Origin of the sequence: Pseudomonas lutea (assembly GCF_000759445.1) — a bacterium.
GTDB lineage: Bacteria > Pseudomonadota > Gammaproteobacteria > Pseudomonadales > Pseudomonadaceae > Aquipseudomonas > Aquipseudomonas lutea.
Genome location: NZ_JRMB01000001.1, coordinates 1,338,415 through 1,362,683 on the forward strand (window position 1 = coordinate 1,338,415; position 24,269 = coordinate 1,362,683).

A 24,269-nucleotide genomic window follows, 5' to 3' on the forward strand; every position below is an offset into this window, starting at 1 on the left:
TTTGTTGGCCAAAATCAGTTAAGCAGGCTCTGGATCTGCGAATGCAACGTGTCCATGGTGAACGGCTTGGCAAGGATCGGGGCCTTCTTGGCAATCGGGCTGCCGGACTCGACGATCTCTGCCGGGTAACCACTGATGAAAATAACCTTGAGCTCCGGCCGCAGTTTTACGGCGGGCTCGGCAATCATGACGCCGGAGACCCCGCCCGGCAGGCGGTAATCGGTGATCATCAAATCGAGGTGGGGCTTGGTGGCAAGAATTTCGAATGCCTGCTCCCCGTTCTCCGCCTGCAACACCCGATAGCCTTCGCCCGACAGGTAATCGGACAGCAGCATCAGAATGAGCGGCTCGTCTTCGACGATGAGTACGACATTTTCTGCATCAGAGCTCATTTGAACGCCTTTGATCTTATAGATAGCTGCCATTACGACCATGGCCCGCGCTGGAGGTTGCGCCGATTACTGAGTTATTTGATTGGGAGGATTCCGGGGTGGGATAAGTCGGCCTAACGGCCTCCGGTTTCGCCTTCGGGGAGTTACTCGATAAAGCCCCGCTTTGGTTTCAAAAAGCAGCCAAGGGCTTGTGCTCTTGGTTTGGCTCCTCCTTCGTCGGGTTCCCTCACTCCGGTCCCGCTCCGTGGGCCCGCGTTCAGCCTGCACCCACGTCGCGATTTCGTGGCTTGGAATAGTTGTGTATGAAGATCAAGAGCGCGCTCAAAGCAAATCAAAAGCTTCCCGGCTGAAGCCGGTCCCACGGGGCGTGCAGTCAGCGGGAACGATCACGAAAACACCTTGATCGGAGACAGCGGCAGCGACCTCGACTGTAGGACCGGCTTCAGCCGGGAAGCCGTTGATCTGCTCTATGCTGTCGATCTGCTCTAAACGCGCTTTTGATCTTGATGTTCATACGCAAAAAGCCCAAACACCACCAATCGCGACTTGGGTGCAGGCTGAACGCAGGTTTTGCGCAGTGGGCCGAGCGGCATGGATGCCGCGAGAGCCGCCCCCCGCCATGGATGGCGGATGGCGGCGGGCCCACGGAGCAAGACCGGAGTGAGGGAACCCTGACGAAGGAAGGGCCAAACCGGGAGCAAGCACCCTTGGTTACTTGGGGTGCTTTTCCAAGTAACTCGCCGAAGGCGAAACCCGAGGCCGTTAGGCAGACGCCCTTGATCCAGATATCCCAGCATTCCAGCCAATCAAAGCGGCAACGACACGCGAAACAGCGACCCTGCCCCCTCTTCACTCTCGACGCTGATCCGCCCGCTGTGGGCGGTAATGATCTGTTCGGAAATAAACAGCCCCAGTCCAAGCCCTGCCACCGCATGGCTTGCCGCGACCCGCTCGAACTGCTGAAAAATGCGCTTCTGGTTTTCCGCACTGATGCCAATGCCATGGTCGCGCACATCAACCCGCGCCTCACCGCCCTCAGCGTAAACCTGCACCTCAATCGGCTTGCGCGCGCCATAGCGCAGCGCATTGGTCAGCAAGTTCGCCACCACCTGCTCGATGCGAAACTCATCCCACACGCCGATCACCGGCGCCGGCGCATGCAACGTCACCACACTGCCGGCGGCGGCGATCTGCGCGGAATAGCTTTCCACCAGATTGACCACCAGTTCAGAGAGGTCAAACGGACTGGTGCGGATAGACAGCTTGCCGGTGCGAATCCGTGACACGTCCAGCATGTCCTCGATCAGGCGAATCAGGCTCTGGATTTGCCGCTCATCGCGGTCAACCATGGCCCGCAGCTTTTCCATGGTGAACGCCGACGCGTTGTCCTTGGCCAAGTGCAGCTTGCGCAGCTGGGTTTCCAGAATCAGCCCGTTGAGCGGCGTGCGCACCTCGTGGGAGACCATGGACATGAAGTCATCACGCATGCGGATCGCGCGTTCCAGCTCACTCTGCGTCGATTTCAACTCGCGCATCAGCGCTTCCTGCTCCGCGCGGCTGCGTTCGAGCTCTTCAAGCTGTTGCTTGAGCGCCTTGCGCTGGCGGTACAGATCAACGAAGACGTTGACCTTGCTCTTGACCGCATGAATATCGAGGGGCTTGTGCAGAAAATCCACCGCACCGCTTTCATAACCCTTGAACGCGTAGTTGAGCTCGCGCCCTGCCGCACTGACGAAGACGATGGGGATGTTCTTGGTTTTCTCGGTGCCGCGCATCATCTCGGCAAGCTCGAAGCCGTTCATGCCAGGCATCTGCACGTCAAGAATGGCCATCGCAAACTCATGTTCGAGCAGCAACGACAATGCTTCATCGGCGGACAACGCCTTGAACACCTGACGGTCCTCGCGCTTGATCAGCGCCTCGAGGGCCAGCAGGTTCTCTGGCAGATCGTCGACAATCAGCAGCTTGGCTTTGATATCACTCAACATGCAATTCGTTCCAGCTCGACAAGCAACAGCCCAATGTCGGGCAAAGGCAATAAAAAATCCGGCGTATGAAGGGCAAGCGCTGCGTCGGGCATGGTTCGCGCGAGCGCCTGGGCCGGGTCCTGGACCACGGTGAGACCACCGTATTCACTGATTCGTGCAATGCCGCGGGCACCGTCATTGTTGGCGCCGGTCAGCAGCACGCCGGCGAGGCGATCGCCATAGGCGTCGGCCGCCGACTCGAACAGTACGTCAATGCTCGGCCGCGAATGGAACACGCGTTCTTCCTGACTCAGCGACAGGCTGAAATCGTTCTCGACCGACAGGTGATAACTCGGCCCGGCGAAGTACAGCGTGCCTGGGGCGATGGTCTCCTTGTCGTCCGCTTCCTTGACCGGGATCTTCAAAGTTTGAGCGAACACCTCAGCCAAATGGCTACGGCGCTGATCCGGCACATGCAGCACCGTCAGGATGGGCAAGCGAAAGCCTCTGGGCAGCGTGCGGTAGATTTTCAGCAAGGCTTCGACGCCGCCGGCCGATGCGCCGACCACAATGGCATCTACCACCGGCAAGGCCGGGTGTTCGGACGAGGGGTCGGGAAAAATCGTTCTCATGATTTGCGGTAGATCCGCTCTTGTTTGACCAGAGGCTCGAACTGATTCTTGTAACCCGAGAAATCCAGGGTTTCCTTGCTGCCCAGCACCAGAAAGCCGCGATGGCACAGCGACTCGTGAAACAGCCCGAACGCCCGGTCCTGCAGCTTCTTGTTGAAGTAGATCAGCACATTGCGGCAGGAAATCAACTGCGTCTCGGAGAACACGCTGTCGGTTGCCAGGCTGTGGTCGGCGAAGGTCACGTTCTCACGCAGGGTCTTGTCGAAGATCGCGTAGTCGTAGGCCGCCGTGTAGTACTCCGAAAACAGCCGCTTTCCGCCAGCCTTGAGGTAGTTTTCGTTGTAGCCGCGAATGTTTTCCATGGAGAAAATGCCTTGCTTGGCCTTCTCCAGCGAATGCGGATTGATGTCGGTGGCGTAAATGATCGTGCGCTCAAGCAGACCTTCCTCGCGCAGCAGAATCGCCATCGAATAGACCTCTTCCCCGGTGCTGCAGCCCGCGATCCAGACTTTCAGCGACGGGTAGGTCTTGAGCAGCGGCACGACTTCTTCGCGGATCGCCAGGAAATGCGTCGGGTCTCGAAACATCTCGCTGACCGGAATCGTCAGGAACTGCAGCAGCTGCATGAACGCCGACGGGTCATGCAGCACCCGTTCCTGCAGCGCGGAAATGGTCTTGAGTTCGAATTGTCGCAGCGCGTGGATGACGCGTCGTTTGACCGACGCGCCTGAGTAATCGCGGAAATCGTAGCTGTACTTCAAGTAGATCGCTTCGATCAGCAAGCGCAACTCGATATCGGCGTCTCTCTCGGGGTGCATCGGCAATTCCGGTTGGGGAGCGGGCGTGGTCAATTGATCCAATCCACTCAGATACGTTCCATCTTTGGCAACCACACGCGAATGAGTGAGAACAGCCGGTCCAGATCGATCGGTTTGGCGAGGTAGTCGTTGGAACCCGCCTGCAGGCAGCGATCCTGATCGTCTTTCATGGCCTTGGCGGTCACCGCGATGATCGGCAATTTCCGCCAGCGCGGGTTCTTGCGAATCTCGATCGTGGCCTCGTAGCCGTCCATCTCCGGCATCATCACGTCCATCAACACCAGGTCGATATCATCGACGCTGTTGAGCTTTTCGATGGCTTCCAGACCATTGCGCCCGACTTCAACGATCGCGCCTTTATGTTCCAGCGCGCTGGTCAAGGCAAAAATGTTACGCACGTCGTCATCAACCACCAGAATCTTGCGCCCTTCAAACACGCGGTCGCGACTGCGCGCGGTCTTGAGCATTTTCTGGCGCTCGTTGGACAGCTGCGACTCGACCTTGTGCAGGAACAGCGTGACCTCGTCGAGCAAGCGTTCCGGCGAACGCGCCCCCTTGATGATGATGGTGCGCGAGTACTTCAGCAGCTCGGCTTCCTCGTCGCGGGTCAGGTTGCGCCCGGTGTAGACGATGACCGGCGGGAACGCGCAGATTTCGTCGATCGACATGCGCTTGAGCAGCTCGTTGCCGAGCATGTCCGGCAGTTTCAGGTCGATGATCATGCAGTCATAGGCGTTGTCTCGCAGCAATTCGAGCGCATCCTGGGCAAAGCCGACCGCCGTGATCTCGATGTCGTCGTCGCCAATCAGGCGCGCGATGCTGTCGCGCTGCAAGGCATCGTCTTCGACCAGCAGGATGCGCTTGACCTTCTGGGTAAGCTTGGCTTCGAGCCGGGCAAACACGTCCTTGAGCTCTTCGCGCGTGGTCGGCTTGACTGCATAACCGATGGCGCCCATTTGCAGCGCGGCTTCCTGACGGTCTTCCACGGAAATCACATGCACGGGAATGTGTCGGGTGCTCGGCAATTCTTTCAGGCGTTGCAGCACCGTGAGACCGGAATGGTCCGGCAGGCGCATGTCCAGCAGGATCGCGTCCGGGACCAGCGAGGAGGCCAGGTCGAAGCCTTCATCAGCGGCATGGGCCACCAGGCAGTTGTAGCCGAGCTCGTGCGCGAGATCGTAAAGGATGTGGGCAAAGCGCACTTCATCCTCAATGACCAGAATGCAGCGCTTGCTGAACGGCGCCTTGTCGCGGTCGTCGGCAAAGCGCGGGATGGCCTCGGCGGCCGGCGAAGCGACGGCGGCCACTGGCGCAGGCGGCGCCACGCGCGCGACCGGCAGTGGCGCAGGCTGAACGGCCACCACCGGGGCGTCGACGTATTGCGACGGCTCTTGCTCGACGTATTCTTCAGGCACCACGAGGGTGAAGATACTGCCCTGCCCCGGCGCACTGGTCACGCTGATCGAGCCGCCCAACAGGCGGGCCAGGTCACGAGAGATCGACAGCCCCAGACCGGTGCCGCCATAACGGCGGTTGGTGGTGCCGTCGGCCTGGCGGAACGCTTCGAAAATGCTTTCCTGCTGCTCTTCGGCAATCCCGATACCGGAGTCGCGCACGGTGAAGGCCACACCTTCGCCCGGCTGGCGTGAAACGGTCAGGCTGACCGCGCCGGCTTCGGTGAACTTGATCGCATTGGAGAGCAGGTTTTTGAGGATCTGCTCCAGGCGCTGGCGGTCGGTGTACAGCGACACCGGCGTGCCCGCCTGGACCTCCACCGAGAACTCCAGTTTTTTGTCGGCGGCCAGCGGTTCGAAGGTCATGCGCAAGCCATCGACCAGTCGGCTGACGCTGCTGTTTTCCGGGCGCATGTCGAGCTTGCCGGCCTCGACCTTGGAGATATCCAGAATGTCGTTGATCAGGTTCAGCAGGTCATTGCCGGCCGAGTAGATCGACTCGGCAAACTTCACCTGCTCTGCGGTCAGGTTGTCCTGCGGGTTTTCCGCCAGCAGCTTGGCCAGGATCAACGAACTATTGAGCGGCGTGCGCAGCTCATGGGACATGTTGGCAAGGAATTCGGACTTGTATTTGCTGGAGCGCTGCAGCTCTTCGGCCCGGGCTTCGAGTTCAACCTGGGCGATGTTCAACTCTTCGTTGTTACGGTCCAGGGCGTCGCGCTGATCCGCCAGCGCCTTGCCCTGCTCGGCCAACTGCTCGTTGGTCTGCTCCAACTCCGCCTGCTGGGTTTCCAGGTGCGCCTGAGATTCCTTGAGTATCCGCGATTGCTCTTCGAGCTCTTCGTTGGCGGTGCGCAGTTCTTCCTGCTGCACTTGAAGTTCTTCGTTGAGCTGCTGGGTTTCGGCGAGCACTTCCTGCAAGCGCTGACGATAACGGGCGGCCTCAATGGAGGTCCCGACGTTCTCGGCGACCAGTTCAAGGAATTCCAGATCGCGCGCCGTGAGTTCCCGCAGGAAGCCCAGCTCGATCACGCCGTTGACGTTGTCATCGTTGCTGGTCGGCACTACCACGACGCTGCGTGGCGAACCTTCACCCAGGCCGGAAGACACTTTGAAATAGTCCTGCGACACGTCGTCCAGCCGGATGATCTGGTCCAGCTCGGCGGCCTTGCCGACGATCCCTTCACCGCTGTAGATCGACTGTTCGTGCAATTCCTGTTCGCGTGAGAAGCCGTACGACGCCACCCGCACCAGACCACCGTGCTCCTGACGCACGTACACGGCCGCCACCACCGCGCCCAGGTATTGGGCAAAGAACTGCAGCACGTTGCGGCCCAAAAGGTTGAGCGTCAGCTGGCCAATCACCTGCTCGGCCAGTTCGCTCTGGCCGTTGCGCAGCCAGGCGACGTGGGAAAGGCGCTCGGCATCGGCCTGCTGCGCCCGCAGATTGGATGCGTAGGTCTCGGACAAGGTGGTCATGTCGCGACGCCCGACCCAGGCAAGGACACCGCTGACGAGCAGGATGAACGCGATGTACAGCGAGACCGACACCACCGTCGTATGGGTGACGTCGGTGTTGCGGGTCAGCCGCAGCTGATGCTCGACGTTGGCCGCCTGCTCATACTGGTCACGCATCTCGTCGGAGAGGCGCTTGCCGCGGCGGTTCTGGATCGGCGTCTGGTAGTCGCCCCCGGTACGCCGCAAGGTAATCATCTCTTGCGCAAACTCGTTCCACGACAACTGCAGGGCGGCCAGCCGCTTGAAGCGGTCAACCTGAGTCGGGTTGTCGGCGACCAGCTCCTCCAGGTTCTGAAGCTCGGTGCTGATGGCTGGCTTGGCGACCTCATAGGGGTCCAGAAAGCGCTCATCGCCGGTCAGCAGAAAGCCGCGCATGCCGGTTTCCATGTCCACCGACAACTTGAGGGAACGGTTGAGATTGTTGATGACCCGGTCGGTGTGCTCGACCCACTGGATGGCCGACAACAGATAGGAAATCAGGATGACAAAGAAGGCGGCACTGAGCACGCCAACAGCCAGGGGTAAACTGACGTTGCGGCTTAACAGTTTGCGGAAACGTTGCTCATCGACTGCAGAGGTGGGGATCATCGCAAGGGCTCAGGCGGATTCGTCTAAACGACGGAGTTTGCCGTAAAGCTCGGCTAAAACTCCAGCTTCACACATAGAAGGTTGAATTTTCTGACATTAGATGAGGTGCAGCAGGGCCTGCACTATACGTTTGAGTGCAACCCAAAAGCCACTACACTCAATTGAATCGTGTTGTTGCAGCGCGGAAGTTGGCACAATTGCGCCCCCGGCGAAACGCGCTAGAACCTCACGCATTGCGCTGTGCTCCCTGCCTATTAAAGGAACCTTTCATGTCCGATTCACCCCGCACGATTCTGGTGGTTGAAGATGACAACATCGTCCGGATGTTGATCGTCGACGTCCTCGAGGAGCTTGACTACAGCGTGCTTGAAGCAGCCGACGCCGGTGAGGCCATTACCTTTCTGCAAAACAGCGGTCAGACCATCGACCTGATGATGACCGACCTCGGCCTGCCAGACATGAACGGTCGCGAACTGGCTCAGAAGGCGCGTGAGATCCGTGCCGACATACCAGTGCTGTTCGCCAGCGGCTATGCGGACACTGTCGATGTACCCGAGGGCATGCACAATATCGGCAAGCCGTTTTCCATCGATCAGCTGCGCGACAAGGTAAACGGCATCCTTGGCAACTGAGTACCCTGTGCAGCAACCCCCGATCCATGTGCTGATCATTGGCTATGTCTGGCCCGAGCCACGCTCGTCTGCGGCCAGTGGCCATGTGATGCAGCTGATCGACTGTTTTCTTGAGCAAGGCTGGCAGGTCACCTTCGCCAGCGCCGCCAATGAAGGTGAGCACAAGGCTGATCTGGCCACACTGGGGATCGCCGAAGCCACCATCGCCCTCAATCACGACAGCTTCGATACATTCATCAGCGCGTTGCAACCTGACGTGGTGCTGTTCGACCAGTTTTTGATGGAAGAACAGTTCGGCTGGCGCGTCGAAAAGCACAGCCCGCATGCGCTGCGCGTGCTGGAAACCTCTGATCTGCAGAGCCTGCGGCATGCCCGTCATCAGGCCGTCAAGGAATGGCTGGGCGGCAAACCCGACGCCGACCTGACCGAGTGTTTCAACATGCCCCGCGAACAGCTCTTCAACCGCATGGCCGCCTCGGATCTGGCCCTGCGCGAAATCGCCGCAATCCACCGCAGTGACCTGAGCCTCATGGTCTCCGATGTTGAAATCGAGCTGCTGGTCGACTGTTTTTCCGTTCCGGCTGCCCAGTTGCATTGGGTGCCCTTGCTGGTGCGCGATGTGCCCGAGTACGACGGCGCCTTCGAAGACCGCGCGCATTTCATCACCATCGGCAATTTTCGCCACGCGCCGAACTGGGATGCGGTCCTGTGGCTGAAGAACACCGTCTGGCCGCTGATCCGCGCTCAGCTGCCCACCGCGCAGGTGCATGTCTACGGCGCGTACACACCGCCCAAGGCAGCCGCGCTGCACAACGCCGCGCAGGGCTTTCACATCATGAACTGGGCCGAAGATGCGCTGGAGGTGATGAGCGCGGCGCGGGTTTCGTTGGCGCCGCTGCGCTTCGGCGCGGGCATCAAGGGCAAGATTATCGACGCCATGCTCTGCGGCACGCCCACGGTGACAACGCCCATCGGCGCCGAGGCCATGCACGGCGAGCTGGCCTTTCCCGGGGCGGTGGCGTGCGAGGCGCAAGCGCTGGCCGACGCAGCCGTCAGCTTTTACACAGACGCCGAGCGCTGGGGACAGGCGCAGCGCGATGGCCGGCAACTGCTGTTGGCGCGATATGACCACGCCCGGCATTGCCAGGCGCTGGTAGCGCGTATTCTTGCGCTGCGTGAAGGGCTGGCAGCGCACCGGCTGGCCAACTTCACCGGGGCCATGCTTCGTCATCACCAGCACAAGAGCACGCAATACATGTCCCAATGGATCGAAGCCAAGAATAAAAACGGCTGACCTGTGCAGCCAACCGCGTCAGCTCACGGCGCGGCGCAAGATGTAGGTGTCCATGATCCAGCCTTTGCGCGCACGCGCCGTTTCCCGCGCCTCACGGATCTGCGCGCCGACCTCATGCAGCGGCCCTGAAATGAGGATTTCGTCAGCAGTGCCCAGGTACGCGCCCCAATAAATGTGCAGCGCCTGATCGACAAAACGTTCGAAGGCGCAATGTGCGTCCAGCATCACCACGCTGTTGTGAATGTCGCCGCCCTGCTGCGCCGCGATCTGCCGACCTGTGGTGATGTCGACAGGCTCTCCGATACGGTTCAGGCCGATGCGGTGCGCCGCCGCCAGCGCCTGCACGCTGGTGATGCCGGGGATCACGTCGTACTTGAACGATGCACCGCCCCGCGCGAGGACGTGATCGAGAATCCGCAGCGTGCTGTCGTACAGCGCCGGGTCGCCCCACACCAGAAACGCCCCGGTCTGGCCTGGCTTCAGCTCGTCACTGATCAGTTGCTCGAATAGCGCGGCGCGCTGCTCATGCCAATGCTCGATGCCGCTGCGGTAGGACGGCGAATCGCTGTCGCGTCTGGGGTCGCTGACCTGCACAAGGCGGTAGTCGTGCCCCTCGATGTAGCGCGTACAAATGTCCCGCCGCAGCGCGAGCAAATCATCGTTGGCGTAGCCCTTGTCGAGAATGAAAAACACCTGGGTGCGGTTCAACGCCTTGATCGCCTGAACAGTGATGTGCTCGGGATTGCCCGCGCCGATGCCGATGATCAGGATTGTTTTCATGGTGGTGGTTGATCGTCCAAGTGAAAGTGCATTGACGCCCTGCGCAAATCAAGGTTGATCGCCGCTATTCATGAAGCTCGCGCAAGGCTGCCGTTGCCAAAAATCCAGAGCGTGAACGGTAGCGCTGATCGCTCCTGACCCGTGCGTCGATGCGTTCAAGCAGCACTTCCGGCAGCGTGGCGTTGAACCGTACCGAGCGGCCGAAATAGGGAGTTACGTCGAATTCAACCACGGCCCAAACGCCCCCCTGTAAGTCAGGATTATGAACGTGGGCATCGATATCCGAGGCTGTAGGCAACGGGTCACCATCCGCGACGAGCCCTTCGAAGTGCAGCGCCAACGCCTCCTTCACGTTATCCAGCGCCTGGCCAAAGGTAGCGCCGGAGGAAAAGCATCCTGGAATATCCGGCACAGTCACGCCGTACACCGATTCAGGATCCTTGTGTAATACAACAGGTAACTTCATTTCCTCGTCCTCCCAAGCCTACTGCCTCACACCGTCTACCTCACGCCAGCCTGCTTCAATATGCTGTGAACGGTGCCTGGGCAGGTCATCTTTCGGATGAGGAACCGTGACACGCCCGGCTTTGATCGGGTGCTTATACTGGCGATGACTCCCCTTGATCTCGACCAGATACCACGCCATCGTCCTCAATCATCCTGATCATCTCCCTGCTGCGCATCAGCCTATCCCTTTGTGGACTGATGTGGATAGTACACACCGCAGTTTCTTGCGCCACCGCGCGGGAAAGTTCATAAGTGACGGTATGTAACGTCATCCCGAGACAACCTTCAGCGCGTCGCGATCTTGACGCAGACATCCCAATGACGCACTGCAGGCGTTTTAGTGGGCCCGGCTTCAGCTGATAGGGCGTCGAGCGTCTCGCCGCGGGGTTTGATGGTCCTGAGACTGCCTCTTCCCGGCTAAAGACGGCCCTGCTGAAGTCACGCGCACCGCTACATTCTGGTAAACCCCGCGTCTGTATTCCGCCCGACAAATAGTGCACATTACCCCCCACACGCCATTCTCCAGACCGGCACCCGCATGATCAAAACAACAAGAGTCACCGACCCGTCCTACGAGTTGATGGACGACCATAACGGTCTGTCGATCATCTACCGCGAACACGGATTTCCCTGTCCGCTGGTCCGCTGGCATTTCCACAAGGAATACGAGCTGCACCTGATCGTGGCCAGCTCGGGCAAAGTGTTTGTCGGCGATTACATTGGCAATTTCCACCCCGAATCGCTGTTTCTCACCGGCCCGAATCTGCCACACAACTGGATCAGTCAGATCGACGAGGACGAAGTCGTGCCCAAGCGCGACATGCTGGTGAATTTCACCGAGGAGCTGCTCGACAGCGGCAATCAGGTATTTGCCGAGCTCAAGACCCTGGCGCCGCTGCTTGAACGCGCCCAGTACGGCATCGAATTTCGTTGCAAGCGCACGATCCGTCAGGCCACCCGACTGATGCAGAAGATCGCCGACACTTCAGGCATCACCCGCCTGGGGCATTTCTTCATTCTGCTGGAAGTGCTGGCCGCCAGTGACGACTTCCAGCTGTTGTCCGGCACCACTGCTTCACAGCTGTCAGACGATCACGCCGTGGAGCGCACCAACAAGGCCGTGGATTACATCTTCGCCCACTACGCCCGGGAGCTGCCGCTGGAAGAAGTGGCGGAGTACCTGGGCATGAAGCCGACGTACTTTTCCCGCGTATTCAAACAGGCGACCGGGCGCTGCTTCGTCGAATTCGTCAATCGGCTGCGCATCAGCAAATCCTGCGAACTGCTCGCCGACGGGGACCGCCCCGTGACCGACGTTTGCTTCGAGTCGGGTTTCAATAACATTTCCAACTTCAACCGCCGGTTCCAGCAACTCAAGGGCATGACGCCTTCGCACTATCGCCGCCTGGCCGTGCAGCGCCTGACCGAACAAAACCTGTACTGATTCGTTGCCCATTCCCGCCCTTCAGCTACGCTGGAACTGCCCTGCGCCGTGCGCTGGCGCAGTTCCCCCGTGTGGCCCTCTCAAAGCTCAGTGCAAGAAAGTATCAGTTCCAGTGCGCCGCAGGATTTGTCAGCGCGTGCGCTTAGGGCTGTAATCAGGCGACATTCTTCCTGGCCTCCGGAAGAAACAAAAACAATAACCAAGCTTCTGTCGTCCCTCGGGGCGCTGAAGAGGAGTGATAAATGAAGACCTCTGCACAAGTTCTCGTTGCCGGTACCTGTCTGACCCTCCTGTCCCTGTGCAACACCGCCACAGCGGGCGACGTGACCATCGCCACGGTCAACAACAGCGACATGATCCGCATGCAGCGGCTGTCCAAGACCTTCGAAGAACAGCATCCGGACATTAAGCTGAAATGGGTCGTGCTCGAAGAAAACGTCCTGCGTCAGCGCCTGACCACCGACATCGCCACCAAAGGCGGCCAGTTCGACGTGCTGACCATCGGCATGTACGAAGCCTCACTCTGGGGCGCCAAGGGCTGGCTCAAAGAGATGGACAATCTGCCTGCGTCCTACGCCCTCGACGACGTATTCCCTTCCGTGCGCGACGGCTTGTCAGTAGACGGCAAACTGTTCGCCCTGCCCTTCTACGCCGAAAGCTCGATCACCTACTACCGCAAAGACCTCTTTAAAGCGGCCGGGCTGACCATGCCGGAGCGCCCGACCTGGACACAGATTTCCGAATTCGCCGACAAACTCACCGATAAATCCAAGGAGCAGTACGGCATCTGCCTGCGCGGCAAGGCCGGCTGGGGCGAGAACATGGCGTTGATCACCACCGTCGCCAACTCGTTCGGCGCCCGCTGGTTCGACGAGCAGTGGAAACCGCAGTTCGACCAGCCTGAATGGAAGAACGCGCTGACCTTCTACACCAATGTCATGAAGAAAGACGGCCCGCCGGGCGCCTCCAGCAACGGCTTCAACGAGAACCTTGCACTGTTCAACAGCGGCAAATGCGCCATCTGGGTGGATGCCAGCGTCGCCGGTTCGTTCGTGACCGACAAGGCCCAGAGCAAAGTGGCCGACAGCGTGGGCTTCACCTACGCGCCTCACGAAGTCACCGACAAAGGCTCGGCGTGGCTGTATTCGTGGGCACTGGCGATCCCGACCAGCGCCAAGAACGACAAGGACGCGCGCGCGTTCACTGAGTGGGCCACGTCCAAAGAGTACGCCTCACTGGTTGCCGAGAAGGATGGCGTGTCCAACGTACCGCCGGGCACCCGCGCATCGACGTATACCGACGCCTATAAAAAAGCCGCGCCGTTTGCCGACATCACGCTGGAATCCCTCAAGGCGGTCACGCCCAAAGCGCCGACCCTCAAGCCGGTCCCGTACGTGGGCATCCAGTTGGTGACCATCCCCGAGTTCCAGTCGATTGGCACCTCGGTCGGCCAGCAATTCTCGGCGGCTCTGGTGGGCACTTCCAGTGTTGACCAGGCGCTGACCAGCGCGCAGAGCGTGGCGGAACGTGAAATGAAGCGAGCGGGCTACCCGAAAAAAGGCTGACACCCGCTGCTTCAAGGCGGCAGGCGTTGCTAGCCCGCCGCCGACGCTCACGCTTTCGCCCGGTTCGGAGTCGACATGAACACCTCAACCCTCACCCCGCGCACTACAGCGGCCGACGATAAATCAGCCGCCAAAGGCAGCGTCACCAAGCCCGGCTGGTTTCTGGTCAGCCCCTCGGTGCTGTTGCTGCTGGTCTGGATGATCGTGCCACTGGGCATGACCATCTATTTTTCGCTGATTCGCTACAACCTGCTCAATCCCGGCGAAAACGAATTTGTCGGCCTGGAGAACTTCGAGTTTTTTGTCACCGACGCAGGCTTTCTGCCAGGGGCCATGAATACCCTGCTGCTGGTGGGCAGCGTGCTGGCCATCAGCGTCATCCTGGGCGTGTTGATTTCGGCACTGCTGGAAGCCACTGAGTTCTTCGGCCGTGGCATCGTCCGCGTGCTGCTGATTTCGCCGTTTTTCATCATGCCCACGGTCAGCGCGCTGATCTGGAAGAACCTGATTTTCCACCCGGTCTCGGGCATCCTCGCCTGGGTCTGGAAGCTGTTCGGCGCCCAACCCATCGACTGGCTGGCGAACTTCCCGATGCTGTCGATCATTATCATCGTGTCGTGGCAGTGGCTGCCGTTCGCCATTCTGATTCTGATGACCGCCATGCAGTCGCTGGATCAGGAGCAAAAAGAAGCAGCACGCCTGGATGGCGCCGGCCCGATTGCGATTTTCTGGCACCTGACCCTGCCCCACCTGGCGCGTCCGATTGCCGTGGTGGTGATGATCGAAACCATCTTCCTGCTCTCGGTGTTCGCCGAAATCTTCACCACCACTAACGGCGGGCCGGGGTTTGCTTCCACCAATCTGGCGTACCTGATCTATAACCAGGCGCTGCTGCAATTCGACGTGGGCATGGCATCGGCGGGCGGCTTGATTGCCGTCGTGATCGCCAACATTGCCGCCATCATCCTGGTACGGATGATCGGCAAAAACCTCACCGACAAGTCTTGAGGGCAAGGCCATGATGACGCTCAAACAATCCCGGCGCCTGCAAAGTGCCATGCTCGGCACCCTGTCGTGGCTGATCGCGGCGCTGATCTTCTTTCCGATCTTCTGGATGGTCCTGACCAGCTTCAAGACTGAGCTAGACGCGTTTGCCACGCCGCCGCAGTTCATCTTCACGCCGACGCTGGAAAACTACCTGCACATTCAGGAACGCAGCGACTACTTCCACTTCGCCTGGAACTCGATTCTGATTTCCTTTAGCGCGACGATCCTGTGCCTGTTGATCGCCGTGCCGGCGGCCTATTCCATGGCGTTTTTCGAGACCAAGCGCACCAAGGGCACGCTGCTGTGGATGCTCTCCACGAAGATGTTGCCGCCGGTGGGCGTGCTGATGCCGATCTACCTGCTGGCCAAGACCTTTGGCCTGCTGGATTCGCGCATTGCGCTGATCGTGATCTACACGCTGATCAACCTGCCCATCGTGGTGTGGATGATTTACACCTACTTCAAGGACATCCCGGGCGAGATTCTCGAGGCCTCACGGCTGGATGGCGCGACCACTCGCCAGGAGATCTTCAAGGTGCTGATTCCGATCTGCAAGGGCGGTCTGGCCTCGACGGCGCTGCTGTCGCTGATCCTGTGCTGGAACGAGGCGTTCTGGTCGCTGAACCTCACGTCGTCCAATGCGGCACCGCTGACGGCCTTGATTGCCTCTTACTCAAGCCCTGAAGGTTTGTTCTGGGCCAAGCTGTCGGCGGTGTCCACGCTGGCCTGTGCGCCGATCCTGATTTTCGGCTGGATCAGCCAGAAACAACTTGTACGCGGCCTGTCGTTTGGTGCCGTGAAATAAATGAAACAGGAGGGTTAGCGGGCCTCTCATTTATTCCCGTGAAATGACACAAGCCCCGTAGGAGCCGGCTTGCTGGCGAATGCGTCCGTTCAGACATCGCGGCCTGAACGGCCCACCGTCTTCGCCAGCAAGCCGGCTCCTACAGAACGACGCACTACGGCATTCCGAAGAACAAAAACTGGAGCCCATCATGGCTAACCTGACAATCAGAAATCTGCAAAAAGGCTTCGATGGCCACCAGATCATCAAAGGCATCGACCTGGACGTGAAAGACCGCGAGTTCGTGGTTTTCGTTGGCCCGTCGGGCTGCGGCAAATCCACCCTGCTGCGCCTGATCGCCGGCCTGGAAGACGTCACCAGCGGCAGTATCGAACTCGATGGCCGCGAGATCACCCAGGTCACCCCGGCCAAGCGCGACCTGGCGATGGTGTTTCAGACCTACGCGCTGTACCCGCACATGACCGTCGGCAAAAACCTGTCCTTTGCGCTGGACCTGGCGGGTACACCAAAGGACGAGGTCAAGAAAAAGGTCGACGAAGCCGCGCGCATTCTCGAACTCGGCCCGCTGCTGGAACGCAAACCCAAGCAGCTGTCGGGCGGCCAGCGCCAGCGCGTGGCGATCGGCCGCGCCATTGTGCGCAACCCTAAAATCTTCCTGTTCGACGAACCGCTGTCCAACCTTGACGCTGCCTTGCGCGTGCAGACCCGACTGGAACTGTCGCGCCTGCACAAGGAGCTGCAGGCGACGATGATTTACGTCACCCACGATCAAGTCGAAGCCATGACCCTGGCCGACAAGGTGGTGGTGCTCAACGGCGGTCGCGTCGAACAAGTCGGATCGCCGCTGGAGCTTTATCACCACCCGGCCAACCTGTTCGTCGCAGGGTTCCTCGGCACGCCGAAGATGGGCTTTCTCAAGGGCACCCTCAGCCGCGTCGAAGCGTCGGCCTGTGAAGTCACCCTCGACGCCGGCACGAAAGTGCTGCTGCCCTTCACCAACGCGCAACAGCGCGTCGGCGATGCGGTTACTTTGGGTATCCGTCCCGAGCACCTTGAACTGGCCAACGAAGGCGATTGCCAACTGACGGTGATTGCCGACGTCAGCGAGCGTCTGGGCAGCGACACCTACTGCCACGTGCGCACCACCTCCGGCGAAGCGCTGACCATGCGCATACGCGGCGACCTGGCCAGCCAGTATGGCGAAACACTGAAACTGCACCTGAACAGCGCGCACTGCCACCTGTTCGACGCTCAGGGGCAGGTCATCCGCAGAGCGCTGCAGGCCGCCGCCTGAGCCCTTGCTTCCATCAGAATCCGGGAACGCAGTCATGAAACTGAACAAGCAAAACCTTTCCAATCTGGGCGACGGCATCGCCATCCCCGCCTACTCACTCGATGAGCGGCGCCAGGGCATTGTGCACATCGGCGTCGGCGGTTTTCACCGCGCCCACCAGGCCTTCTACACCGACGCGCTGATGTCCCTGGGCGCCCGCGACAACACCGCCGAAGGGCTGGACTGGGCCATTTGCGGGGTCAGCCTGCGCGAGGAAGACCGCGGCAACTTCGAGGCGCTGAAGGGACAGGATTTTCTCTACACGCTGTTCGAACTGGGCGACACGCCTGACACCGAGACCCGCGTCATCGGCGCCATGAGCCAGATGCTCATGTCCACCGACAGTGACATCGCACTCATCGACAAGCTCGCCGGCGCAGACATCCGCATTGTTTCGCTGACCATCACCGAAGGCGGCTACTGCATCGACGACAGCACTGGCGAGTTCATGAGCCATCTGCCGCAGATTCAGCACGACCTCGCGCACCCCGCCACCCCGAAAACCGTTTTCGGTTACCTGTGCGCGGCGCTGTCCCGCCGCCGCGCCGAAGGCACGCCAGCCTTCACCCTGATGTCCTGCGATAACCTGCCGCACAACGGCGCCGTCACCCGCAAGGCGCTGCTGGCTTTCGCCAAGCTGCGTGACCCGGAGCTGCATGACTGGATAGCCGAAAACGTCAGCTTCCCCAACGCCATGGTTGACCGCATCACGCCCATGACCAGCAGCGCACACCGCTTGCAACTGCACGACCAGAAAGGCATCGACGATGCCTGGCCGGTGGTCTGCGAACCCTTCGTGCAATGGGTGCTGGAAGACAAATTCGTCAACGGCCGCCCGGCCTGGGAAAAGGTCGGCGTGCAGTTCACTGACGACGTCACGCCGTACGAGGAGATGAAGATCAAGCTGCTCAACGGCAGCCACCTGGCACTGACCTACCTGGGCGCGCTGAAGGGCTATCGGTTCGTTCACGAAACCATGAACGACCCGCTGTTCGTGGACTACATTCGCACCTACATGGACCTGGACGTTACCCCGCAACTGGCACCTGTGCCAGGCATCGACCTGACCGAGTACAAGCAGACGCTGATTGACCGTTTCTCCAACCAGGCGATTGCCGACCAGCTTGAACGCGTGTGCTCCGACGGCTCTTCGAAATTCCCTAAATTCACCGTGCCGACGATCAACCGCCTGATCCTCGACAGCGGCAACATGGACCGCGCTTCGCTGGTGGTCGCTGCCTGGGCGTTGTACCTGCAGGGCAACCGCAACCGCGACTTCACCGGGGAGAACGGCGTGCCCTACACCGTCGTCGATCCACGCGCCGACTTTTGCAAGGCGCTGGTGGCAGATGACGTGCTGGTCACCCAGCGCCTGCTGGAAGTGGAAGAGATATTCGGCGCGGCGATTCCACAGTCTGCCGAGTTCGTGGCATCGTTCGAGCACAACCTGAACAGCCTGAAGCAACTGGGCGTCAGCAAAACCCTGGAAAACCTGCTGGCGAAAACCGTCTGAGCTCAGCGTAAAGAGGTGAACATGTTTCTCGGCATCGATTGCGGCACTCAAGGCACCAAGGCGATTGTTCTGGACGCGGTCAGCGGCAAGGTGCTGGGCGAAGGCTCGGGCGCCCACCACATGATCAGCGGCGCCAACGGGCGCCGTGAGCAGGACGTGCAGGAATGGCTCGATGCGTTCGAGCAGGCGACGGCAGCGGCATTGGAGCAGGCCGGGGTTTCCGGGAAGGACATCCAGGCCATCGGCGTGTCCGGGCAGCAACATGGCCTGGTCATGCTCGACGAATCAGGCCAGGTGCTGCGCCCGGCCAAGCTGTGGTGCGACACCGAATCGACCCCGGAAAACGATCAGCTGCTGGCCTATCTGGGCGGTGAAGCGGGATCGCTGGAGCGCCTCGGTATTGCCATCGCGCCGGGCTACACGGTCTCCAAATTGCTCTGGAGCAAGGAACGGTTTCCCGAGCTGTTTGCTCGCATTGACCGGATCCTGCTGCCCCATGACTACCTCAACTACTGGCTGACCGGGCGCAGTTGCAGCGAATTCGGCGACGCATCGGGCACCGGTTACTTCAACGTCCGCACCTGCGAGTGGGACCTGGAGATTCTTCAGCACATTGACCCCAGCGGGCGATTGGTCAAGGCTTTGCCGGAGCTGATCGAGGCGCATCAGCCGGTCGGCAAAATCCTGCCTGCCATCGCCGAGCGGCTGGGCCTGAACCCGGATGCCATCGTTTCAAGTGGCGGTGGCGACAACATGATGGGCGCGATCGGCACCGGCAATATCGCGCCGGGCTCGATCACCATGAGCCTGGGCTCGTCGGGCACGGTCTACGCCTTCGCCGAGGAAGGCAATGTCAACAGCCAGCCCTCGGTGGCGACCTTCTGTTCCTCTTCGGGAGGCTGGCTGCCGTTGATCTGCACCATGAACCTGACCAACGCCACCAGCGCGATGCGCGAATTGTTTGCGCTGGACATCGGCGCGTTCAATACGGCCGTTGCGTCCTCCCCCATCGGCGCTCAGGGTGTGCTCATGCTGCCGTTCCTCAACGGCGAGCGCGTGCCCGCCCTGCCCCACGCCACCGGCAGCATACTGGGTCTGGACAGCACCAATCTTAACCAGGCCAACCTGTGCCGCGCGGTGGTCGAAGGCACCACCTTCGGTCTGCGTTACGGCCTTGATCTGCTGCGTGACAGCGGCATCAAAAGCGATAACATTCGCCTCATCGGTGGCGGCGCCAAAAGTGCTGTCTGGCGGCAGATCGTGGCCGACATCATGGACACCCCGGTGATCTGCACCACCGGTGCCGAAGCGGCGGCGCTGGGTGCGGCGATTCAGGCGGCGTGGTGTCATTCTCACGCCAGCGGCGATGCCCAATCGCTGCAGGCACTCTGCGCGCGCTGCGTAAGCCTCGATCCGGCCAGTGAAACCCGGCCGTTGCCTGAAAACGTAGCGGCGTACCACTCGGTTTATCAGCACTATCGCAATCAATTGCAGGGCGTCTGACGGACAAGCCCCGTCGGCCTTTATGGAGCAACTATGTATCTGGTCTGTGGCGAAGCACTGTTCGACTTTTTCTGTCAGCCGGACAGCGGACAAGGCAATAAGGTGGGTTATCAGGCCATCGCGGGCGGCTCGCCGTTCAACGTAGCAGTCGGGCTGCGCAGGCTGGGGATTGACGCCGGCTTTTTTTCCGGGATTTCCAGTGACTATCTGGGCAAGCGACTGGCGAACGTGCTGGCGCACGAAGGTGTACGCGATGATTTTCTCGTCCACGTTGACGCACCGACGACCCTGTCGATGGTCGCGGTGGGCGCGGACGGCTCCCCGCAGTACAGCTTTCGCGGCGAGGGCTGCGCCGACCGGATGCTGACCGCCGAGCACCTGCCGGCGCTGGACGACAGCGTCCGCGGGCTGCATGTGGGATCGTTTTCGCTGGTGGTGCAACCGGTCGCCGATACCCTGCTCGCGCTGGTGCGCCGGGAGAGCAGCAAGCGCCTGATCACTTTCGACCCTAACGTTCGCCTTAATCCTGCGCCGAGCATCGATCTGTGGCGCAGTCAGGTGACGAAGTTTGCCGAGCAGGCGCACATCATCAAGGTCAGTGACGAGGATCTGGAGTTGCTGTATCCAGAGAAGGACGCGGAAACGGTTGCAAAGGGTTGGCTGAAGGACAATTGCCAGTGGGTGATCATGACCCGCGGTCGCCAGGGCGCGACGATATTCACTCGGGAGTTGGGGAGTTGGTCGGCGGCGGCGCGCAAGGTCGAGACGGTGGATACGGTAGGCGCCGGTGATACGTTTCAGGCGGCGTTGATTACGTTTCTGACGGAGCGGGGTCTGGATGCGCCTGGGCATTTGGCCGGGGTTGATCGCGAGACGCTGACGAAGATGCTGGAGTTTGCGGTGGCGGCAGCGGCGGTCACGTGTACGCGGGAGGGGCCGGATTTGCCCTATCGGGCTGAGGTGGTTAGCTGAGAGTTTTTCGTTAGTGGCGGGATCGAGATCGTTAGTGGCGGGATCTAGATCAAGGTCAAAGGCGTCGGCCTAACGGCCTCGGGTTTCGCCTTCGGCGAGTTACTTGATAAAGCCCCAAGTAACCAAGGGCTTGTGCTCCTGGTTGGGCCCCTCCTTCGTCGGGGTTCCTTCACTCCGGTCTTGCTCCGTGGGCCCGCGCCGAACGGACATCCATGTCCTGACGGCGCTCTCGCCGCATCCATGCGGCTCGGCCCACTGCGCAAAACCTGCGTTCAGCCTGCACCCAAGTCGCGATTGGCGGTGTTTGATCCTTTTGTGCAGAAGATCACAAGCAGATCTCAAGCAGATCTCCAGCAGATCTCAAGCAGATCAGGGTTCCCGGCTAAAGCCGGTCCTACTGGCTGGTTGTGATGCCGTTGTGGGACCGGCTTTACCGGGAAGCTTTTGGCGGTAGCAGGTCCTAAGGGCTGGTTGGGATGCCTTTGTGGGACCGGCTTTAACGGGGAAGCTTTTGGCGGCCGGAGGACGCTGCTTGCCAACTGTCGTTACCACGCGGAGCGTGGGAACGATTCATATTTGAGCGCAACGCCCGTCTGTAGGAGCGCGCTTGCCCGCGAAACGCAATGGCCCAGCTGCATCAGAGCTGCTGGTACACCCCGGTAGCGGCCAAGCGTTCTTCTATTGCTGTGTAAACAAACATGCTGGGTGAATAACCAATCAGACCATTTCAGCCTTGGCCATCGCGATTTTGGTCTTCACGTCCTGCTCGGCCACTTGCTGATCCATCTTTTGTTTCTGCAGCTCGGTCACTTGTTTGTCGATCGCCGCCTGTTCCTGCGGGGTCATGGCGTCATATTCGTCTTTGCTGACGCCGGTGAGTTGCTGCCGCACTTTCTCGGCATCGGTCTGGTTCATGTAGGACAGGAACTGGTCCTTGGCCGAGCCAACGCTATCAGTGTCCCCAGCCCCATCGCCCACCGCCAGCGTGTCGGAGACGGTTTTGCTGACGCTGTCCGATGCAGCGACTTGCTTGTCCGAGCTGGAAACGAACTTCGCCGCGGCCGCCTTGTCGTCATCTGTCAGCGACGCCGCCGTGTTGGCCGCCGCAGCTTTCAGGTTCACCATCATTTTGGCGAACGACTCATTATAGCCCTGCTTACTGTTGTCACTGCCCTGGTCGACACCGTCCGCGTTACTCGCAATGGCCGCCACAGGTGTGGTGGCGCCGGCGATGGCGCTGGTGTACGCGTCCGTGGCCGCCGGGTCGAAGTGCGTCCGGGTTACGGCCTTCGAGACCATGTGCTGAATGGCACTGTTGCCGATGATCATCATCCACCTCCTTATTCAAGTTGTCCGATGTCCCGGTAGATCAGCAAAAACGATGCCACGTGCGGGATGACCGCCGGTAACGTCCGCCCGGCAGGGTGAGCTCGGTTTTGTGACCCAATATCGGGGCCGGAGCCGGGCCGAAGGAACGACGGGAGGTTGCCGCGTGCGGCAGATTCATGCCGTTCTGCGTCGCCGCAACGAACACGTCGGCTCGCCCGATACCGAGATGATTTTCGTATCTGCGCCGCTTTCGCCTTGCAAGGCGACAGATCTCCCGCCAAGGGCTCCCCCTGCCTCTCCGGCGATGGTAGCGTGCGGTGTTTTCTGATCAAACGGTCAGACATTTCCCTCGCCATGATTGCCAAGGAATGCCCCACGTATGGATTTTTCACTCAAGCATCTCGCCGCCACTACCCTGATGCTCGCCAGCGTTTCGGCGTTTGCGCCTGCAGCCAACGCCAATCTCAGCGCGCAACAGAGCAGCGCGCTGATCGGCAGCTTCCAGGAAAAATCGGTCACCGATTTCCGTCAGTTTCTCAAGACTGTCAGCAACACCGATGTGATCAAAGCGGCTGGCGTTGAACCCGCCATCAGCGCCTTCCTCGCCGATAAAAAGCTATCAGCTGACGAGCAGAATGATATCCACCGCCTGCTGGGCCTATACGCGCGGATCAAATATGGCAGCGCGGCCACTGACACCTTGCGCGAGCTGGTCGCGATTCCGACGGTGCAAACCGAGGGCGTAGCGCAGCACGACAACCCTGCGTTCATCAAGATGGCCGAGAAGATCAAAACCCTCGCGCAGTCGTTCAACCTCAGCTTTCGCAACATCGACAACCGCGTTTACGAGATATCCCTTGAAGGCTCAGGCCCGGAAGTGGTCGGCATCCATGCCCACGCCGACATCGTCCCGGTCACCCCGGACAACTGGGTGCTGGCCGATGGCACCAAGCTCGATCCGTTCAAGGTCACACTGATCGGTGACCGCATGTACGGCCGCGGTACCGAGGATGACAAGAACGGCATCGTTGTGGCGCTGTACGCCATGAAAGTCATCAAGGAAGAGAAGCTGCCACTGGCGCGCCATTTCAAGCTGCTGATCGACACCACCGAAGAAACCTCCGGCGACGCCATCCCCTATTATTTCGAACGCAACCCGACGCCGGCCTACAACCTGGCGCTCGACGGTAGCTACCCGGTAGTGATCGCCGAGAAGGGTTACGGAACGGTGATGGCCAGTTTCCCACGCCGAACCGCCGAGGGCACCGGCGCGGAAATCACCTCGATGACCGGCGGCATGGCGACCAACCAGATTCCGTCGAAGTCCGTCGCCACGCTGGTGACTGACCGCCCTGCCGAACTGGCGGCCGAGCTGCAGAAAGCCGGTGCCGAGTATGCGCAACGCAACGGCGCAAATTTTCAAGTGGCTGCTGAAGTGGCGGGCAAGGCCGTGAAGCTGACGGTCACGGGTGTTTCGGCGCACTCCTCGGAGCCTGAGTCGGGGGTCAACCCGGTGGCGCGTATGCTCGATTTCATCAACGGCCTGGACGGCAAGGTTGCGCTCAAGCGCAACGCCGTTACCGACGCCGCTCGCTACGCCGCTGAAAACTGGGGGCTGGATTACCTGGGGAGCAAACTGGGCGTGGGCTTCAGCGACGAATTCATGGGCCCATTGACGGCCTCACTGACCTATGTGGCAATGGACGACAAAGCCTTCAAGCTTGCGGTCAACCTGCGGGTGCCGAGGGGCAAGTCGCCCGAAGCCCTGAAAGCGCAGATTGAGCAGAAGCTCACCGCGTGGAGCCAGCAAAGCCACATTGCCCCTGCGTTCACGTATTCCATTGCCGAGCCGATGTACCGCAACCCGGAAGGCGAGTGGGTCAAGGCGCTGCTGGCCGTCGCCACCGAAAACCTGGGCATGGAACACAAATTCGGCACATCAGCCGGCGCCACGTCGGTCCATGAGCTGCCAAACGGTGTGCAGTTCGGGCTGGCCAAGCCGGACGTCAAATACACCGGGCACACGGACGCCGAGTTCAAGACCACGGAGCAGTTCTTGCTGGACCTGCAAATCGTCACGGAGATGATGGGCCGTATCGGTCAGCTGCCGAAGCTCTGACCGCTTGCCCCGGGCCCGCTGCAATGACGGGCCCGACTCTGCCGCCCTGACCGTTCC

Annotated in this window: 19 protein-coding genes and 1 pseudogene; 11 read left to right on the plus strand and 9 right to left on the minus strand. The window is 60.4% G+C overall.

Features of this window, described 5'->3' with window-relative positions; all coding sequences use genetic code 11:
- Window positions 1-14 precede the first annotated feature (14 nt).
- The 5 genes from LT42_RS05490 to LT42_RS05510 form a co-directional block, all read right to left on the minus strand.
- Complete coding sequence (locus LT42_RS05490) at window positions 15-392, minus strand: response regulator (protein WP_037010566.1); 378 nt, start codon at window positions 390-392, stop codon at window positions 15-17.
- A gap of 806 nt (window positions 393-1,198) precedes the next feature.
- Window positions 1,199-2,380: a hybrid sensor histidine kinase/response regulator gene (locus LT42_RS05495; protein WP_037010568.1), complete on the minus strand. Its 1,182-nt coding sequence runs from the start codon at window positions 2,378-2,380 to the stop codon at window positions 1,199-1,201.
- Window positions 2,374-2,991 (minus strand): chemotaxis protein CheB, encoded by a 618-nt coding sequence (locus LT42_RS05500; RefSeq protein WP_037010576.1) that lies wholly within the window; start codon window positions 2,989-2,991, stop codon window positions 2,374-2,376. Before LT42_RS05500 ends, LT42_RS05495 begins: the two co-directional genes overlap by 7 nt.
- Entirely contained in the window at window positions 2,988-3,809 is an 822-nt protein-coding gene (locus LT42_RS05505; RefSeq protein ID WP_037010577.1) for a CheR family methyltransferase, read from the minus strand. The genes LT42_RS05500 and LT42_RS05505 overlap by 4 nt, the downstream gene beginning before the upstream one ends.
- 47 nt (window positions 3,810-3,856) lie before the next feature.
- Window positions 3,857-7,369 (minus strand): response regulator, encoded by a 3,513-nt coding sequence (locus LT42_RS05510; protein ID WP_037010578.1) that lies wholly within the window; start codon window positions 7,367-7,369, stop codon window positions 3,857-3,859.
- A gap of 269 nt (window positions 7,370-7,638) precedes the next feature.
- Between LT42_RS05510 and LT42_RS05515 the strand changes: the two genes are divergently transcribed.
- Together LT42_RS05515 and LT42_RS05520 are read left to right on the plus strand one after the other, a co-directional pair.
- The gene (locus LT42_RS05515) at window positions 7,639-8,001 is read left to right on the plus strand and encodes a response regulator (RefSeq protein ID WP_037010579.1); all 363 of its coding nucleotides are present in this window, start codon (window positions 7,639-7,641) and stop codon (window positions 7,999-8,001) included.
- Window positions 8,002-8,008: 7 nt separating this feature from the next.
- Complete coding sequence (locus LT42_RS05520) at window positions 8,009-9,295, plus strand: glycosyltransferase (RefSeq protein WP_037010580.1); 1,287 nt, start codon at window positions 8,009-8,011, stop codon at window positions 9,293-9,295.
- A gap of 18 nt (window positions 9,296-9,313) precedes the next feature.
- Here the strand turns inward: LT42_RS05520 and cobF are convergent, their stop codons facing one another.
- From cobF to LT42_RS25165, 3 genes and pseudogenes are all read right to left on the minus strand, one after another.
- Window positions 9,314-10,075: a precorrin-6A synthase (deacetylating) gene (cobF, locus tag LT42_RS05525; protein ID WP_037010581.1), complete on the minus strand. Its 762-nt coding sequence runs from the start codon at window positions 10,073-10,075 to the stop codon at window positions 9,314-9,316.
- A gap of 64 nt (window positions 10,076-10,139) precedes the next feature.
- Window positions 10,140-10,541: a type II toxin-antitoxin system HicB family antitoxin gene (locus tag LT42_RS05530; protein WP_037010582.1), complete on the minus strand. Its 402-nt coding sequence runs from the start codon at window positions 10,539-10,541 to the stop codon at window positions 10,140-10,142.
- A 35-nt stretch (window positions 10,542-10,576) separates the two neighbouring features.
- A pseudogene (locus LT42_RS25165) lies at window positions 10,577-10,758 on the minus strand (type II toxin-antitoxin system HicA family toxin).
- A gap of 362 nt (window positions 10,759-11,120) precedes the next feature.
- Here LT42_RS25165 and LT42_RS05535 point away from each other — a divergent pair.
- The 8 genes from LT42_RS05535 to LT42_RS05570 all read left to right on the plus strand — a co-directional run bounded on the left by LT42_RS05535 (window position 11,121) and on the right by LT42_RS05570 (window position 20,764).
- The gene (locus LT42_RS05535) at window positions 11,121-12,026 is read left to right on the plus strand and encodes an AraC family transcriptional regulator (protein ID WP_037010583.1); all 906 of its coding nucleotides are present in this window, start codon (window positions 11,121-11,123) and stop codon (window positions 12,024-12,026) included.
- Window positions 12,027-12,268: 242 nt separating this feature from the next.
- Window positions 12,269-13,591: an ABC transporter substrate-binding protein gene (locus LT42_RS05540; protein WP_037010585.1), complete on the plus strand. Its 1,323-nt coding sequence runs from the start codon at window positions 12,269-12,271 to the stop codon at window positions 13,589-13,591.
- Window positions 13,592-13,666: 75 nt separating this feature from the next.
- On the plus strand, window positions 13,667-14,599 hold the full coding sequence (locus tag LT42_RS05545) for a carbohydrate ABC transporter permease (protein ID WP_037010586.1): 933 nt from the start codon (window positions 13,667-13,669) through the stop codon (window positions 14,597-14,599).
- A 10-nt stretch (window positions 14,600-14,609) separates the two neighbouring features.
- Window positions 14,610-15,443, plus strand: a complete 834-nt coding sequence (locus LT42_RS05550) for a carbohydrate ABC transporter permease (RefSeq protein WP_037010588.1) — start codon at window positions 14,610-14,612, stop codon at window positions 15,441-15,443.
- A gap of 190 nt (window positions 15,444-15,633) precedes the next feature.
- On the plus strand, window positions 15,634-16,737 hold the full coding sequence (locus LT42_RS05555; RefSeq protein ID WP_037010590.1) for an ABC transporter ATP-binding protein: 1,104 nt from the start codon (window positions 15,634-15,636) through the stop codon (window positions 16,735-16,737).
- 34 nt (window positions 16,738-16,771) lie between these two features.
- The gene (locus LT42_RS05560) at window positions 16,772-18,289 is read left to right on the plus strand and encodes a mannitol dehydrogenase family protein (protein ID WP_037010592.1); all 1,518 of its coding nucleotides are present in this window, start codon (window positions 16,772-16,774) and stop codon (window positions 18,287-18,289) included.
- Window positions 18,290-18,310: 21 nt separating this feature from the next.
- Window positions 18,311-19,792: a xylulokinase gene (gene xylB / locus LT42_RS05565; RefSeq protein ID WP_037010594.1), complete on the plus strand. Its 1,482-nt coding sequence runs from the start codon at window positions 18,311-18,313 to the stop codon at window positions 19,790-19,792.
- A gap of 33 nt (window positions 19,793-19,825) precedes the next feature.
- Entirely contained in the window at window positions 19,826-20,764 is a 939-nt protein-coding gene (locus LT42_RS05570; protein ID WP_037010596.1) for a carbohydrate kinase family protein, read from the plus strand.
- A gap of 717 nt (window positions 20,765-21,481) precedes the next feature.
- Here the strand turns inward: LT42_RS05570 and LT42_RS05575 are convergent.
- The gene (locus tag LT42_RS05575; RefSeq protein WP_037010598.1) at window positions 21,482-22,093 is read right to left on the minus strand and encodes a hypothetical protein; all 612 of its coding nucleotides are present in this window, start codon (window positions 22,091-22,093) and stop codon (window positions 21,482-21,484) included.
- A gap of 379 nt (window positions 22,094-22,472) precedes the next feature.
- Here LT42_RS05575 and LT42_RS05580 point away from each other — a divergent pair, with 379 nt between their 5' ends.
- Window positions 22,473-24,212, plus strand: a complete 1,740-nt coding sequence (locus tag LT42_RS05580) for a dipeptidase (protein WP_037010600.1) — start codon at window positions 22,473-22,475, stop codon at window positions 24,210-24,212.
- The last annotated feature ends 57 nt before the right edge of the window (window positions 24,213-24,269 follow it).